At 50.9% G+C, this 13,958-nt stretch carries 14 protein-coding genes; 5 read left to right on the top strand and 9 right to left on the bottom strand.

What is annotated here, in order from left to right:
• Positions 1–96 precede the first annotated feature (96 nt).
• The 3 genes from KHQ09_RS08830 to KHQ09_RS08820 form a co-directional block, all read right to left on the bottom strand.
• On the bottom strand, positions 97–906 hold the full coding sequence (locus tag KHQ09_RS08830) for a MerR family transcriptional regulator (protein ID WP_213597742.1): 810 nt from the start codon (positions 904–906) through the stop codon (positions 97–99).
• Between the two features lie 145 nt (positions 907–1,051).
• Positions 1,052–1,879, bottom strand: a complete 828-nt coding sequence (gene murI / locus KHQ09_RS08825; RefSeq protein ID WP_213597740.1) for a glutamate racemase — start codon at positions 1,877–1,879, stop codon at positions 1,052–1,054.
• 12 nt (positions 1,880–1,891) lie between these two features.
• Positions 1,892–2,749, bottom strand: coding sequence for an RNA methyltransferase (locus tag KHQ09_RS08820; RefSeq protein ID WP_121992610.1), 858 nt, complete (start codon positions 2,747–2,749; stop codon positions 1,892–1,894).
• Between the two features lie 340 nt (positions 2,750–3,089).
• Between KHQ09_RS08820 and KHQ09_RS08815 the strand changes: the two genes are divergently transcribed.
• Positions 3,090–4,304 (top strand): NADP-dependent isocitrate dehydrogenase, encoded by a 1,215-nt coding sequence (locus KHQ09_RS08815; protein ID WP_213597738.1) that lies wholly within the window; start codon positions 3,090–3,092, stop codon positions 4,302–4,304.
• 146 nt (positions 4,305–4,450) lie between these two features.
• On the top strand, positions 4,451–5,650 hold the full coding sequence (locus tag KHQ09_RS08810) for a YbfB/YjiJ family MFS transporter (protein ID WP_213597736.1): 1,200 nt from the start codon (positions 4,451–4,453) through the stop codon (positions 5,648–5,650).
• Here the strand turns inward: KHQ09_RS08810 and KHQ09_RS08805 are convergent.
• The 5 genes from KHQ09_RS08805 to KHQ09_RS08785 all read right to left on the bottom strand — a co-directional run bounded on the left by KHQ09_RS08805 (position 5,634) and on the right by KHQ09_RS08785 (position 9,090).
• Positions 5,634–6,635 carry a GlxA family transcriptional regulator gene (locus KHQ09_RS08805; protein WP_213597734.1) on the bottom strand — a complete coding sequence of 334 codons (1,002 nt, stop codon included), beginning with the start codon at positions 6,633–6,635 and terminating at the stop codon, positions 5,634–5,636. The genes KHQ09_RS08810 and KHQ09_RS08805 overlap by 17 nt on opposite strands.
• A gap of 12 nt (positions 6,636–6,647) precedes the next feature.
• On the bottom strand, positions 6,648–7,202 hold the full coding sequence (locus KHQ09_RS08800; protein ID WP_213597732.1) for an isochorismatase family protein: 555 nt from the start codon (positions 7,200–7,202) through the stop codon (positions 6,648–6,650).
• Between the two features lie 114 nt (positions 7,203–7,316).
• On the bottom strand, positions 7,317–7,814 hold the full coding sequence (locus KHQ09_RS08795; RefSeq protein WP_213597730.1) for a GNAT family N-acetyltransferase: 498 nt from the start codon (positions 7,812–7,814) through the stop codon (positions 7,317–7,319).
• Between the two features lie 94 nt (positions 7,815–7,908).
• Positions 7,909–8,409, bottom strand: coding sequence for a GNAT family N-acetyltransferase (locus KHQ09_RS08790; RefSeq protein WP_213597728.1), 501 nt, complete (start codon positions 8,407–8,409; stop codon positions 7,909–7,911).
• A gap of 63 nt (positions 8,410–8,472) precedes the next feature.
• Positions 8,473–9,090, bottom strand: a complete 618-nt coding sequence (locus KHQ09_RS08785) for an invasion associated locus B family protein (protein WP_075655347.1) — start codon at positions 9,088–9,090, stop codon at positions 8,473–8,475.
• 578 nt (positions 9,091–9,668) lie between these two features.
• On the opposite strand from KHQ09_RS08785, the gene KHQ09_RS08780 reads away from it, so the two are divergent.
• The 3 genes from KHQ09_RS08780 to KHQ09_RS08770 all read left to right on the top strand — a co-directional run bounded on the left by KHQ09_RS08780 (position 9,669) and on the right by KHQ09_RS08770 (position 13,141).
• On the top strand, positions 9,669–11,528 hold the full coding sequence (locus KHQ09_RS08780; protein ID WP_213599901.1) for an extracellular solute-binding protein: 1,860 nt from the start codon (positions 9,669–9,671) through the stop codon (positions 11,526–11,528).
• Positions 11,529–11,559: 31 nt separating this feature from the next.
• Entirely contained in the window at positions 11,560–12,234 is a 675-nt protein-coding gene (locus KHQ09_RS08775) for a DsbA family oxidoreductase (protein WP_213597726.1), read from the top strand.
• Positions 12,235–12,325: 91 nt separating this feature from the next.
• On the top strand, positions 12,326–13,141 hold the full coding sequence (locus KHQ09_RS08770; RefSeq protein WP_213597724.1) for a class I SAM-dependent methyltransferase: 816 nt from the start codon (positions 12,326–12,328) through the stop codon (positions 13,139–13,141).
• On the opposite strand, the gene KHQ09_RS08765 is transcribed toward KHQ09_RS08770, so the two are convergent.
• The gene (locus KHQ09_RS08765; RefSeq protein ID WP_213597722.1) at positions 13,138–13,950 is read right to left on the bottom strand and encodes an alpha/beta fold hydrolase; all 813 of its coding nucleotides are present in this window, start codon (positions 13,948–13,950) and stop codon (positions 13,138–13,140) included. The genes KHQ09_RS08770 and KHQ09_RS08765 overlap by 4 nt on opposite strands.
• Positions 13,951–13,958 lie beyond the last annotated feature (8 nt).

Below are 13,958 nucleotides of genomic sequence, written 5' to 3'. Positions count from 1 at the left end.
TTCTTTTTCGTTACCGGCAGTACAACGCAATCATAAAAAGAGCGACCTGAAACATGATCAAGGTCGCTCATTTATCACTTCATTTTTGAATGCCGATTATTTCAGCGGAATATAAATCTCGGTCACGCTTTCAGGATTCATCGGCCCGAGAAAACGCGCGCCGCTATATTCAAATTCCGGCCCTTCATCAGGCTGCATACCTGCACTCGGCAGCCATTCCGAATAGGCCGCGCGGAATGTTTCCGGCAAGGTCGTCACTTCACCCTGATGCTCAACTTTCGCGTAATAGCGTCCCGGAATTTCCATAGCGACCAGTCCTTCAGGAATGGTCGCATCTGCGCCAACCGGAAGACCCGCAATATAACGCCACTGCCCGTCTTCCAGCGGCTGGCAAATGCCGAAAGTACCGACAGGCTCATTCAGGCGTTCAATCTCATGCTCACGCGCTTCAAAACGATCCCACATTTGCGCGATACTACCCTCATCCTCAGGATACCAGCACATGCCGATAATCCGTTGAGCAGCGAAGAAAACACGTTCAGGCTTTTGTAATTCAGGCATTTTACGCTCCGGTTGTGCGAGATAGCGATAAAGATGATCGAGGGTTTTCTGACGGCGGTTGATGTCAGCCTCAAGTTGCGCTGCGTGATTTTGCAGGCTTGCATGCATCTTCTCCACACTGTCCAGACCGCCGCTGGCAGCCAGTGTTTTGATCTCATCCAGCGCCATACCAAGCTGTCTCAGCCAGACAATGCGCCCCAGTGTTACGATCTGTTCCGGCCGGTAATAGCGGTAGCCATTATCCTGCCCGCTCAGGCAGGGGCTGAACAGACCGATACTGTCATAATGGCGCAGTGTTTTTGTTGTTACCCCTTGAGAGCGCGCCATTTGTCCTATTGTGAGCATGCTTTCTCCTTGTGACTATCATCGCACAAGTTATGCAGGCTTGCCCTTAGGTTAAGGTCAAGTGCTTTCTTTTAAAAAAGATTTTATCCGCAGGAATAGTGAAGATTGTTCCCCGAAAGCGGGAATAGCAATTTGCTGCTTAGCTCTAGTTCCGCAGGCCAAAGCCTTGCAACAAGCGGCGGATCGCATAATCCGGTTTTCCGGATGTAAACACAGCCAGATCATCATGATGATGGAGAATCTTGTCTTTATTCTCAGGCAGCAGCGACAACATACGCCGGGCGATTGCTTCAGCCGGATCAAGCCAGTCAACCGGCCACGGTGCCAAACGGCGGAATACATTGGCGAGAAACGGATAATGCGTGCAGGCAAGTACGACAATATCCGTACGCTTACCGTCTTTCTCAATGAAGCATGGCGTGATTTGCTCAAGCACCAGCTCATCATCAATCTTCTCACCGCGAATATGCGCTTCGGCCAATGTGGCAAGCCGGTCAGCGCCGACAAGACGCACATGGCACTGTGTGGCGAAAGACTGGATCAGATCACGCGTATAGGCACGTTTAACCGTGCCCGGCGTTGCCAGAACCGAGACAAGACCGGAACTGGTACGCTCAGCGGCGGGTTTAATTGCCGGAACTGTGCCGACAAAAGGCGTATCGGGAAAAGCCTGCCGCAGATCATCGAGCACCAATGTGGACGCCGTATTACAGGCAATCACACAAAGCTGAGGATGAAACCGGCGGATGAGGTCGGCAAACAGGCTGACAATGCGCTCGCGCAAGGCCGGTTCTTCCCATGAGCCATAAGGGAAGCCCGCATCATCAGCCACATAGATAAAATGGCGGTCGGGCATCAGCACCCGCGCCTCGCGCAACACGGTCAGACCGCCGATACCACTGTCAAAAACGATAACCGGCGCATCCTGCCTGCTGGAAATATTGGTTGCTGTATATTGCGCGAGATGGTGCATCGCAAACCTGCCTCAGGACTTCTCGTCCGGTTTATCCTGCTCAGTATTCTGTGTCTCGTCTTTATAAACTCTGGCGCGGCCTTCAGGCGCGCCAGAGCCCCGAGGGCTCTTCGGTGAGAAATAATCCAGCGAGGTCAGCACGCCGCGCAGCAGGCGGATTTCAGCTTCCGCAAATGCCGGACGGGTCAGCACTGCCCGCAGATTATTCACCATGATCTCTTTGCGCGCTTCAGGGCGAAAATAACCGCGCGTATCCAGAGCTTCCTCCAAATGATTAAAGAAACCGTGTAGATATTCTTTATTGGCTGGTTGCAGTTCAGGCCCGCGGAAAACTGTGTCGGTTTCATTTTCCAGACCGGACTTCATCCATTCATAGGACATCAGCAGCACAGCCTGCGCGATATTGAGCGAGGCAAAGGCCGGATTGACCGGAAATGTCACCAGTTCATCGGCCAGACCGACTTCATCATTTTTCAGGCCGACGCGTTCACGGCCGAACATGATGCCGGTTTTCTCACCGGTACGGAATTTCTGGCGCAGAATTTTGCCTGCTTCAACAGGGCCGCGCACCTGCTTGAAACCGTCACGTTCGCGGGCGGTTGTGGCATAGACAAAATTCAGATCAGCCAGTGCTGACGGCAGATCATCATAGAGAACCGCGCTGTCAATAATATGATCGGCCTTGCTGGCGGCAGAGCGGGCTTTATCATTCGGAAAGGCTTCACGCGGATTGACCAGACGCAATTCGCCAAGGCCGAAATTCGCCATAGCGCGTGCCACCATGCCGATATTTTCCGGCAATTGCGGCTCCACAAGAATGATTGCTGGACCTTCTGAAATCATCGGGCGCTGTTTATCTGTACCGGCCATTATCTTCTCAAAACTCAAATTTCGCGCGCAAGACAAGACATTCCGTATGCGCTTTTCGCGCTTTTCTTAAACGGAAGAGTGGTGAAATTCAAATCATGCATGATAATTAAACAGGTATCAGCTTAAAAAACTGAATCGCCCGCTACCTTTACCGGCTCTGTCATGCACCCGTGCCAAGCAAATCTCACACCATCGTGAACAAATAAATTGCCCTCTGACAGTATAAAAACCCGTTATCTCCGGCGTTTTTTATTATTCCTGTTCTCAAGGCGTCGTTAGCACTTTGCCTCTCGCCTAAGCAGTGCTATGAGAGGCGCAACTTCATGAAGGAGAGGTTTTAATGGCAAAGATCAAAGTTGCAAATCCCGTTGTTGAGCTTGACGGCGATGAGATGACCCGCATCATCTGGCAGTTTATCAAAGACAAACTCATCCATCCATATCTCGACATCGATCTGAAATATTATGATCTGTCGGTAGAACACCGCGATGCAACCAATGATCAGGTTACCATCGACGCAGCGAATGCTATCAAAGAGCACGGCGTTGGTGTGAAATGCGCCACCATCACCCCTGATGAAGCCCGCGTTGAAGAATTCAAACTCAAGAAAATGTGGAAATCGCCAAACGGCACCATCCGCAACATTCTCGGCGGCGTAATTTTCCGCGAACCAATCATCTGCAAAAACGTACCACGTCTGGTGCCGGGCTGGACTCAGCCGATCATCGTTGGCCGTCATGCTTTCGGTGACCAGTACCGCGCGACTGATTTCAAATTCCCGGGCAAAGGCAAGCTGTCGATCAAATTTGTTGGTGAAGACGGCGAAACCATTGAACACGAAGTCTATGATGCACCATCCTCCGGTGTAGCTATGGCTATGTACAATATCGACGAATCCATCCGTGAATTCGCACGCGCATCGCTGAACTACGGCCTGCAGCGCGGTTATCCGGTTTATCTGTCGACCAAGAACACCATTCTCAAAGCCTATGACGGCCGTTTCAAAGATATCTTTGAAGAAGTGTATCAGGCTGAATTTGCTGAGAAGTTCAAAGAAGCCAAGATCTGGTACGAACATCGCCTGATCGACGACATGGTTGCTTCCGCTCTGAAATGGTCCGGCGGTTATGTCTGGGCTTGTAAGAACTATGACGGCGACGTGCAGTCCGACATCGTGGCACAGGGCTTCGGCTCGCTCGGCCTGATGACCTCGGTTCTGATGACACCGGATGGCAAGACTGTTGAAGCAGAAGCTGCTCACGGTACTGTAACCCGTCACTATCGCCAGCATCAGAAGGGTGAGGAAACCTCAACCAACTCGATCGCTTCGATCTTCGCATGGACCCGTGGTCTCGCGCACCGCGCCAAGCTCGACGACAATGCCGAGCTGAAACGCTTTGCCGATACACTGGAAAAAGTCTGCGTAGACACAGTTGAATCCGGTTTCATGACCAAGGATCTGGCTCTGCTGATCGGTCCTGATCAGCCTTGGCTGTCGACAACAGGCTTCCTCGACAAGATCGACGAAAACCTGCAGAAAGCAATGGCTGCTTAATCAGTCATGATTTGTAAAAAGCCCCGCCTGAATAATCAGGCGGGGCTTTTTCTATTTGAACACGCTTTCTCATGCGGATTAATCATCACCACTAAGCTGTGAATCCGCTATACGTTATATTGTAAAACAATATCGGAATGCCTGTAATGACCAGCCAAGACCCGTTCGGAAAAAGTGAAAATGCCTTAGCCGTTGTGCTGGCCTTAGCAATGGTTCCGGCGCTGGGATTGGGTTTTGCGCGTTTTGCCTATGCGCTTGTGCTGCCGGATATGCGTGCCGATCTGCACTGGTCCTATGCGGATGCCGGCTGGATGAATACCAGCAACGGGATCGGTTATCTGTTCGGCGCTTTGCTCGCATCGCGCCTGCTGCGCTATATCAGTGCTTATAAAATGATGATCATCAATATCTGGCTGGTTGTCGCTTCGCTGGCACTCTGCGCGGTCTTCCGTGATGTGCTTATTCTTAATCTGCTGCGATTTATTGCCGGTCTCAGCGCAGGTCTGGCTTTTGTGGCCGGTGGCCTGCTGACAACCGGTCTCGCGCAACGCCATCCCGAGCAAAGTTCGGTTATTCTTGGTATTTTCTATGCAGGGCCGGGCATTGGCATTTTCCTGTCCGGCCTCGTTATTCCTTTTCTGATTGATTATTCAGGCGCAGGCTCATGGCCTTATGCATGGGCTTTGCTGGCACTGATCGCTGCCCCTTTGGCGCTGCTACTGATCGGCGCACGTGGCCAGCATGTAACGCTCTACAAGCCGGATCAGAAAAACAAACCTTACCGTGTTGATTACAAAGCCATGAGCGGCATCTTAGCCGGATATCTCTTTGTTGGTGCCGGTTATATTGCCTATATGACCTTTATGATCGCATGGGTGCAGAATTCCGGTGGCGGCGCCATGCTGCAATCGGCCTTCTGGTTTGTGATCGGGCTTGGCGCAATTTCCTCACCATGGGTTTGTGCAGGCATTCAGAAAAAAGTGCTGCATGGCTATGGTTTTGCCCTGCTCTCGCTCGTCACGCTGATTGCATCACTGCTACCGATTTTCTCATCCGGCACGCCTCTGCTGATGATTTCTGCTGCCGGTTTCGGTTGTGCGTTTTTCGCGGTTGTTGCTTCAACTACAGTCTATGTGCGCCGCAATCTGCCACCGGAAGGCTGGGCAGCAGCAATCGGCATGATGACCGTCATGTTCTCAATCGGACAAATTGTCGGCCCTGTGCTGATCGGCTTTATCAATGACCTGACACACAATCTCTCAAGTGGTCTGTGGGCTTCAGCCGGATTGTTATTGCTGGCAGTGATTTGCGGTATTGCACAACGTGATCTTACGCCTGTCCGGTAATCCGGCGATAATGGCTCGGCGGCACCGCATTATATTTCGACCAGACACGGCGCAGATGGCGGGCTGAGGTAAAACCGGTTTTCTCGGCGATATTCTCCATATCCAGCGGCGAATTGGTCAGAATATCCTTAGCCAGTGTTACGCGGATCAGATTGACATACTCTGTCACCGTCAGCCCCGTATGCTCCTGAAACAGACGCGACAGATTGCGAACACTCATAAAACCGGTATCGGCCAGTTCAGCCAGAGACCAGTTGCGCGCCGGATCAGCAATAATTGCATCCTGAATGCGATGAATTGCCGGATGAACATGATTGCGCCCGCTGAGCCATGGCGAGAACTGCGGCTCGCCACCAGTACGCCTGATATAGACAACCATATAACGGGCAATATTCAGCGCCACGACCGGCGATGTCAGCTTTGCCACCAGATGCAGCATAAGATCGGTTCCGGTGGAAATACCTGCACTCGAATAACGTGAACCATCTTCCACATAGAGCCGGTTATCCAGTACACGCGCCGCCGGAGCAATTTCACGCAACTCATCGACGGACAGCGCATGAGTAGTGCAGGCATAACCATCGAACAAACCGGCACGCGCAGCAATCAGGGCACCGGAGCAAATCGTTACCAGATGCATTGATGGCCGGAAAACCGCTTTCAACCATGCAGCTAATTGCCGGTATTCCGGTTCAGGATCAGTTGTTTCTGCCGGTGCGGTTATGGTGCCGCAGACAAGAATATAGGCATCATCCGGTAGCTGTGCGGGCAATGATTCAAGCCCTGCAACAGCCAGCCCGATTGAACTCGCCTGCTCCGTTTGCGTTGAGACAAAATGATAATCAAATCGAATATCCTGCTGTTCGGCATTGGCGCGGCGCAGCACTTCCACCGGCCCCGCCACATCCAGCAGCAGGATATGCGGCGGCACAACAACATAGACAGGTATGACCTTAGGAGCCGTTGCGCCACTTTGCTTATTCACAACCAAATTTCCTTATACTGAGGCAGCCTGAAGTGCTTCTTCAACCGTAGCAATGCGCGCAAAACGTCCTGCAAGAACCAGCTCCGTGCGCATTTTGATATCCTCAACGGAGAAGACCTGCCCTGAAGGATGCTGCATCGGAAAAGTCAGCGTGGCTTCCGTTACATAATCAACCTGATAGCCCAGATCGGATGCATGGCGTGTTGTCGTTTCACAGCACTGTTCGGTTCTGATGCCGCAGATAATCAGCTTGCGAATACCGCGCTCCGTCAGCCAGATATTCAATCCGCTTTCCACCAGAGCAGAGTGACGCTTCTTGTAAAACTGCACGGTTGGCTCAATCTCCAGACCTTCCAATGTGCGCACAAAACCGCTTTCCAGCTGAAACACATCATCATTATCCGTGTGCAAAATCTGCACGACCGGAATCTTGCGTTTTGTGGCACCATCAATCAGCGCCTGCACACTCCGGATAAAAGGACGAGCGATATCATCCTGCCATACGGGACGCTGGCGAAAAGATTCCTGAACATCAATAACGATCAGAGCAGTATCATTGGCGGACATTTTAGGTAACTCCTGTGAAATGATATAACAGAAATTACTGCACAAAAACATAATGAAAAAGCCTGCATCAGGACAATGACCGGACATATCCGGCCATTATTGATGCAGAGTGGTTTAAGCCGGAATATGATAAATAATCAGCATAAATTTAGGGTCTTGCTCTGTTGAGACAGGTTGACCACCAAGACTTTCTACAAGCTTGCGGCTCGGTATATTTTCTTCTGCTACCGGATAAATAAAATAGTCTGGTGAATAATCCCCTCGCGCCCAATTCATGACAGAAACTATGCCTTCAGGCCCGAACCCTTGCCTGTGCAGTTCCTCACGCACCCAAAGACCTAAACGTGGCGTTGGTGTTTTAAAACTATGCATACCGAATAGACCAATAAAAGAATGATCCACTTTTTTCCGCGCGATGAAAATGCAATTGCTTTCTTCAGCAAATTGCATCGGCCATTTACGCCAGATTTTTTCAAAATCTTCAGCCCGCTCAGGCGGCTCCCAGCGCATATAACGTGCTAAATTCGCTGTCATACACGGCCAGATTTCATCCGCATCTTCTGCCCTGAATGGACGCAAGATCATACGCGTTGTTTCAATTTCTGGTATCATCGGGTTTCCTTATAAAGAAAACCCGATGATATGACTTCAGCATTACGTGGCAATTACAAGAAATTACACGTTACCGCCTATACTCGCGTATGTTTCAAGCCGGAATGTGATAGGTCACAGCCATATATTTCGGCTTCTGCTCAGAGGAGACAAGCTTGCCGCCCAGAGTTTCTGCAATCTTGCGGCTAGCCCGATTTTCTTCGGCTACCGGATAGACGAAATAGTCTGCCTGTAACGCTTCCTTTGCCCAGTCGAACACAGCAGTGACCGCTTCTTTTCCGAAGCCCTGCCCGTGCACATCCTCACACATCCAAACGCCGAATTCCGGTGTAGTCGTTGTAGCCCGATGCACACCGACAATACCGATATAACGCCCGCTTCGGATATCTCTGGCAACGAAGTGGTAATCCGTTCCCTTCAGGAAACGCTCCTCCCACAGAGGTTTATTCTCCAGAAACTCTTCATAGGATGCAGGCGGCTCCCACGCCATAAAACGGGTCAGCGTCGGGGTAATGTGGCTGTACATTTCCGCAGCATCCTGCGGTGTATATATCCGCAGTTTCAGACGCGGCGTCGTCAGTTCAGGTCTTGTCATTTTTCCTCCAATAAAAAAGGGCGCCTGAGGCGCCCTTTAAAATCTGTTTCCGGATGTTCCAGATCAGTTACCGGCTTTCGCCTTTTCCTGTTCTGCTTTCATCTTGGCTTCAAATTCTTTCTGGCGCTTCTGAACTGCGTCCTGAAGTTCTTTCTGGCGCTGTTCAAGTTCGTTCTGCTGCAGACCCTTGCCATTCAGAGCATCGGAGAAACCGGTGAGCTGAACAGTGATCGGATTTGGCTTATTCTGGAAGTTTACGGATGTAAGGGTCAGTTTGCCGCCTTTTTTCAGCGCATTGACCATTTCATCTGTCAGCGGAGCTTCTGCAATGCAGCGATCCGGGAAGCAGATACCGTATTCAACCTTGGTGGTTTTGTTCGCATCAATCTGCATGCCGATACCGGCAGGGATCAGACGACCGGTCGGAACGGAAACCTGAAAAATCTTACGATTAATCTTGCCTTTGATTTCGATCAGGTTGATCGCGGTCAGCAGCTGACCGGAATCTGCAGTCACGATATTCTGTGTATTGCAAATATCATTATCTTCCTGCTTCGAGCAGACCTTGAACCATCCCTGCGGCGGCAGCTGTTGAGCTGTGGCCGGAAGGGTCGCGGTTGCAAGCAGGGCAACGGCGCCGGCAATTGCGGATGCGGCAGCGAATGTCTTCGTGCTGGTCATGATCAACAGGTTCCTTTCAACACTCTGATCTGAATTCTGGCTATGCTGTTTCAGAGAAATAAACAGCCTGTATTTTTTACGGGAATTATCATCGAGACTGGCAAGACAACATTTTCCCCTTGCGGATCAGCAAGTGAACCGAATTTTCGCAACCATGACTGCGGATAAAATACGGCAACAGCGTGACCCTGCGTTATTTGCGGTGTTACACTGACTGTAACGCATTATCCAGTGCCGTTTTATTAACCATAGTTTTTTAACGTCGATTTGCGCTATAAAAACAACGCATTTCCCGCCTGACTTATCAGAAAACGAAAACCGGCCGGTCAATATTTCATATTATAATTCTGTGGCTTGCTGCATATTCCCGCTAAAAAAGCGGTTTATACAGTGCATCTGATACGAATCAAATATGGTACCGGAACGGTATAATCCTCAAACATTCTCAAAATTAATCAAAAACACGCAAAATTCTGACAAATCAGAGCATTCTTATAATTTTACCGGATAGTGATTGACCAATGACACAGCCGTTCCAGCCCTTCCCGCGCATCATCAACAGGCGTCATCTGCTTGCCATGCTGGGAACCTCCGTTCTGGCAACTGCATTTGGCACAACCGGCCTGCCCTTTACTCAAGATACAGCACAGGCGCAGACTGTAGCTACCGCACAAGACAGCGCGCCATCCTACGCATTGTCCATGCATGGCGACATTGCGCTGCCAGCCGATTTCAAACACTTCCCTTATACCAATCCGGCAGCACCTAAAGGCGGCAATATCACCTATGGTGTGGTCGGTACCTTTGACAGTCTCAATCCGTTTGTTCTGCAAAGCATGCGCACCACAGCGCGCGGCATGTTCAATGATGCGGATTTCGGCAATCTGATGTTTGAAACGCTGATGCAGCGTTCTGCCAATGAGCCTTTCACGCTTTACGGCCTGCTGGCAGAGCGTGTTGAAACGGATGATGCGCGAAGTTTTATTGAATTCACACTGAACGAACAGGCAAAATGGTCTGACGGCAACCCGGTGACACCGGAAGATGTGATATTCACCTATGAAATCCTGACGGAAAAAGGTCGCCCGCCCTATAATGCCCGTATGAACCGCATTGCCAAAATCGAGAAAACCGGTGAACGCGGCATCCGTTTTACCTTTAATGACAAGGCTGACAGGGAATTCCCGTTACTGCTGGCCAGTACTATGCCGGTGCTGCCGAAACATGCCGTTGATCCGGAAACTTTCGGCAAAGCTTCACTGAAGCCACCGATCGCCAGCGGCCCTTATATTGTTAAGACTGTTAAACCTGGTGAGCGCATTACCTATCAGCGCAATCCTGATTACTGGGCAAAAGACCTGCCGAGCCGCAGCGGTTTCAGCAATTTCGACACCATCACCATCGAATATTTCCGCAATGAAACCTCCTATTTCGAGGCTTTCAAGAAGGGAATCGTCGATGTTTATGTTGACGGTTCACCTAACCACTGGAGCAAAGCCTATGATTTCCCTGCGGTAAAACAAGGGAAAGTCATTAAGGACACTTTTGTCAAAGGCACACCGGCCAATATGCTCGGCTTTGTCTTCAATACGCGACGCGAAAAATTTGCCGATGTCAAAGTGCGGCGTGCACTCTCCGAGCTCTTTGATTTTGAATGGACAAACCGCTCGCTGTTCTCCGGTCAATATGACCGTATGGCGAGTTTCTGGCAGGGTTCGGAATTGTCATCCGTCGGTCGTCCGGCGAGTGAAGGTGAAAAGCAGTTACTCGCGCCCTATCAGGATAAGATTCTGCCGGAAACAATGGACGGCACATGGCGCCCGACCACAACCAATGGCAGCGGTCATGACCGTGCGCCTGCCAAAAAAGCCTATGATCTTCTGGAACAGGCAGGCTTTACTTTTGAAAACGGCGTAGCACACACACCGGAAGGCACGCGTCTGAGTTTCGAAATCATGACCCGCTCGGTCGATGAGGAAAAGCTGGCATTGGCCTATAAGCGCAATCTGGCACGGCTTGGTATTGTTGCGGAAATCCGCAGTGCCGATGATGCACAATATCAGCAGCGCTTGCAGAATTTCGATTATGATATGATTATCGGTGCGCTGACAGCCTCGCTCTCACCCGGCAATGAACAATGGATGCGCTGGGGTTCCGGCTCCCGTGATGCATCCGGCAGTTTCAACTATCCGGGTGCGCAGGATCCGGCTATTGATGCGATGATTGAAGCCATGCTTGCCGCAAAAGACCGCCCTGCTTTTACCGATGCAGTGCGCGCCTTTGACCGGTTACTGATCTCCGGCAGCTATTATCTGCCACTCTATTATTTACCGAAACAGCAGGTTGCACGGTGGGAACGGATAAAAATTCCACAAAAAACCTCGCTTTACGGCTATCAATTCCCTACATGGTGGACTGAAACCACCTCTGTGAACTAATAATAACTGGCAAATGATGACAGGTAATTTCATGACTAATAAACAAATCACAATCGATGTTATTTCCGATGTCGTCTGCCCGTGGTGCTTTCTGGGCCGTCAGCGCCTGAAAGCCGCCCTTGAAATGCTGCCGGAACTGAATGTTGAAGTGCGCTGGCGTCCGTTTCAGCTCGACCCGACACTTCCGGCAGAAGGCAAAGAGCGCAAACGCTATCTGGTTGAAAAGCTCGGCTCCCAGAGCCGCGTAAATGAAGTGCATGACCAGCTGATCGCCATCGGCAAAGAAGAAGGCATTGAGTTCGACTTGGATGCGATTGAAGTCGCACCAAATACACTGGATGCCCATCGTCTGATCCGCTGGGCTGGTGAAGTCAGCGCGGAAGTACAGGATCGCGTTGTCGGCGAATTGTTCTCACTCTATTTTGAACAGGGCGAAAATATCGGCAGCCATGAAATCCTGATCGAAGCCGCAGAAGATGCCGGTATGGAATACACCATTATCGAAACCCTGCTCGAAGGTGACACGGACAGCGATAATGTTCGTGCAGAAATCGCCGTTGCCGGACAGATGGGCGTGACCGGTGTGCCATGCTTCATTCTCGATCAGAAATATGCGGTCATGGGTGCACAGAGCGCCGAGGCCATGGCTGATGCTATCCGTCAGATTGCGGAAGGTTATGAGCCGGGTCTGAGCGAAGATCGCTGATCTTTAAACCACTGCAATAATACTATTCTAAGGCTCTTTGGTGCTCGCCAAGGAGCCTTTTTCGTCTTTCCTTCCATTATAAAGGTGCTCTATGGCCGATCAGTCCACAAATGATGCATTGAAACGCTCAGTATCAGAAAATTGGGAGGCCAATGCTGCGACATGGACGAAGCTTGTCCGCGCCGGTTATGATACTTACCGCGATGCGCTGCACACACCGGCATTTCTGGAAATGCTGCCGGATATCAAAGGCTTGAACGGGTTAGATGTCGGCTGCGGTGAAGGTGCCAATACGCGCGCGCTGGCACGCGCCGGTGCTAAAATGACCGGCATTGATATTGCTCCGACCTTTGTGCACCATGCTTCCGAATATGAAGAAAACGAGCCGCTTGGTATCCGTTATCTGACGGCGGATGCCCTGCACCTGCCATTCGATGATGCACAATTTGACTTCGCCAGCGCCTTCATGTCGATGATGGATATGCCGCAACAAGGCGATGTACTAAAAGAAATATTCCGCATTCTTAAACCGCAGGGTTTCTTCCAGTTTACCATTTTGCATCCGTGTTTTGTGCCGCCGTTTCGTAAAAATATTCGTGATGAGAATGGTAAAGTAACCGCGGTTCTGGTTGCCAATTATTTTGAGAATATTGACGGCAGTCTTGAGACATGGCTGTTTTCAAGTGTTCCGCAAGCTGAGCGCGAGCAGCATAAACCGTTCAATATTCCGCGCTTCCACCGTACTTTGAGCGAATGGATCGGCATGATCAACGCTGCAGGTTTTGTTCTCGAGGCCAGTGTTGAACCAATGGCCTCGAAAGAACTGGCGGCACAAGAAGATGTTGTAGCCGATACGCGTGTTACGCCGATTGCATGGATTGTGCGCCTGCGCAAACCACAAGATTAGCCGCGCAGGAATCGTTCCAATATGCGATTAAACAGCTGCGGCTTTTCCAGAAAAGCCGCATGGCCAACCTGTGGCAGCAGGAAAATCGTCTCTTCCCAGAGGTTCTTATAATTCAGCGATGCGATATGCGCATTATTGATGAAATGATCCTCAGCACCATTGAGGATAGCCAGCGGCACGGGGCAATTCTCAGCCATATGCTGCTGGTCGGCGATATTCTCCGCCAGAATATTCTCAAACATTGTCTGGCGTGTCAGCCCGTCAGTTCTGCGCACGGCATCCACCACAAAATCCGGTGTAGGCTTATCCGGATGCACAACATGGCGCGCATAGGATTGTGCCTCCGCATCGTCCAGATCACGCTGGCCACCATATTTCAGCGCTTCACTCGGCACAAAAGCCTGACCGACCGCATCCGCATCTTTGGCAAATGGCGGCGTGCCGGTAATCATCAACCGGTTGACCGGTGCCTGCTGCGCAATCATTTCCAGACCGATATGCCCGCCGAGCGACCAGCCGAACACGGCAGCAGATGACACTTCCAGCGCCTTCAGCACATCGGCTGCGGCCTGCGCATAGCCATGCAATGTATAGGATTTTTGCGGATCGGCAGCATCATTCGAAGCGCCATGTCCCGGCAAATCAAAAGCGATCAGCCGGAAATCATGCGCCAGAGAGGATTCAAACTGCTTGTGAAACACTTCCTTGCACGCAGAATTGCCGTGAATAAACAAAACCGGAGCGCCCTTGCCTGCGCTTGTCATGACCTCAAGGCGGCCATGTCTGGTTTCAACAAGCTGTTTTTGCATTCTATTCC

Source organism: Pseudochrobactrum algeriensis, from assembly GCF_018436245.1.
In the GTDB taxonomy this organism is placed as follows: Bacteria; Pseudomonadota; Alphaproteobacteria; order Rhizobiales; family Rhizobiaceae; genus Pseudochrobactrum; species Pseudochrobactrum saccharolyticum.
Note: the sequence above shows the minus strand (reverse complement) of the source record. Positions and strands in the feature narration are given on the sequence as shown.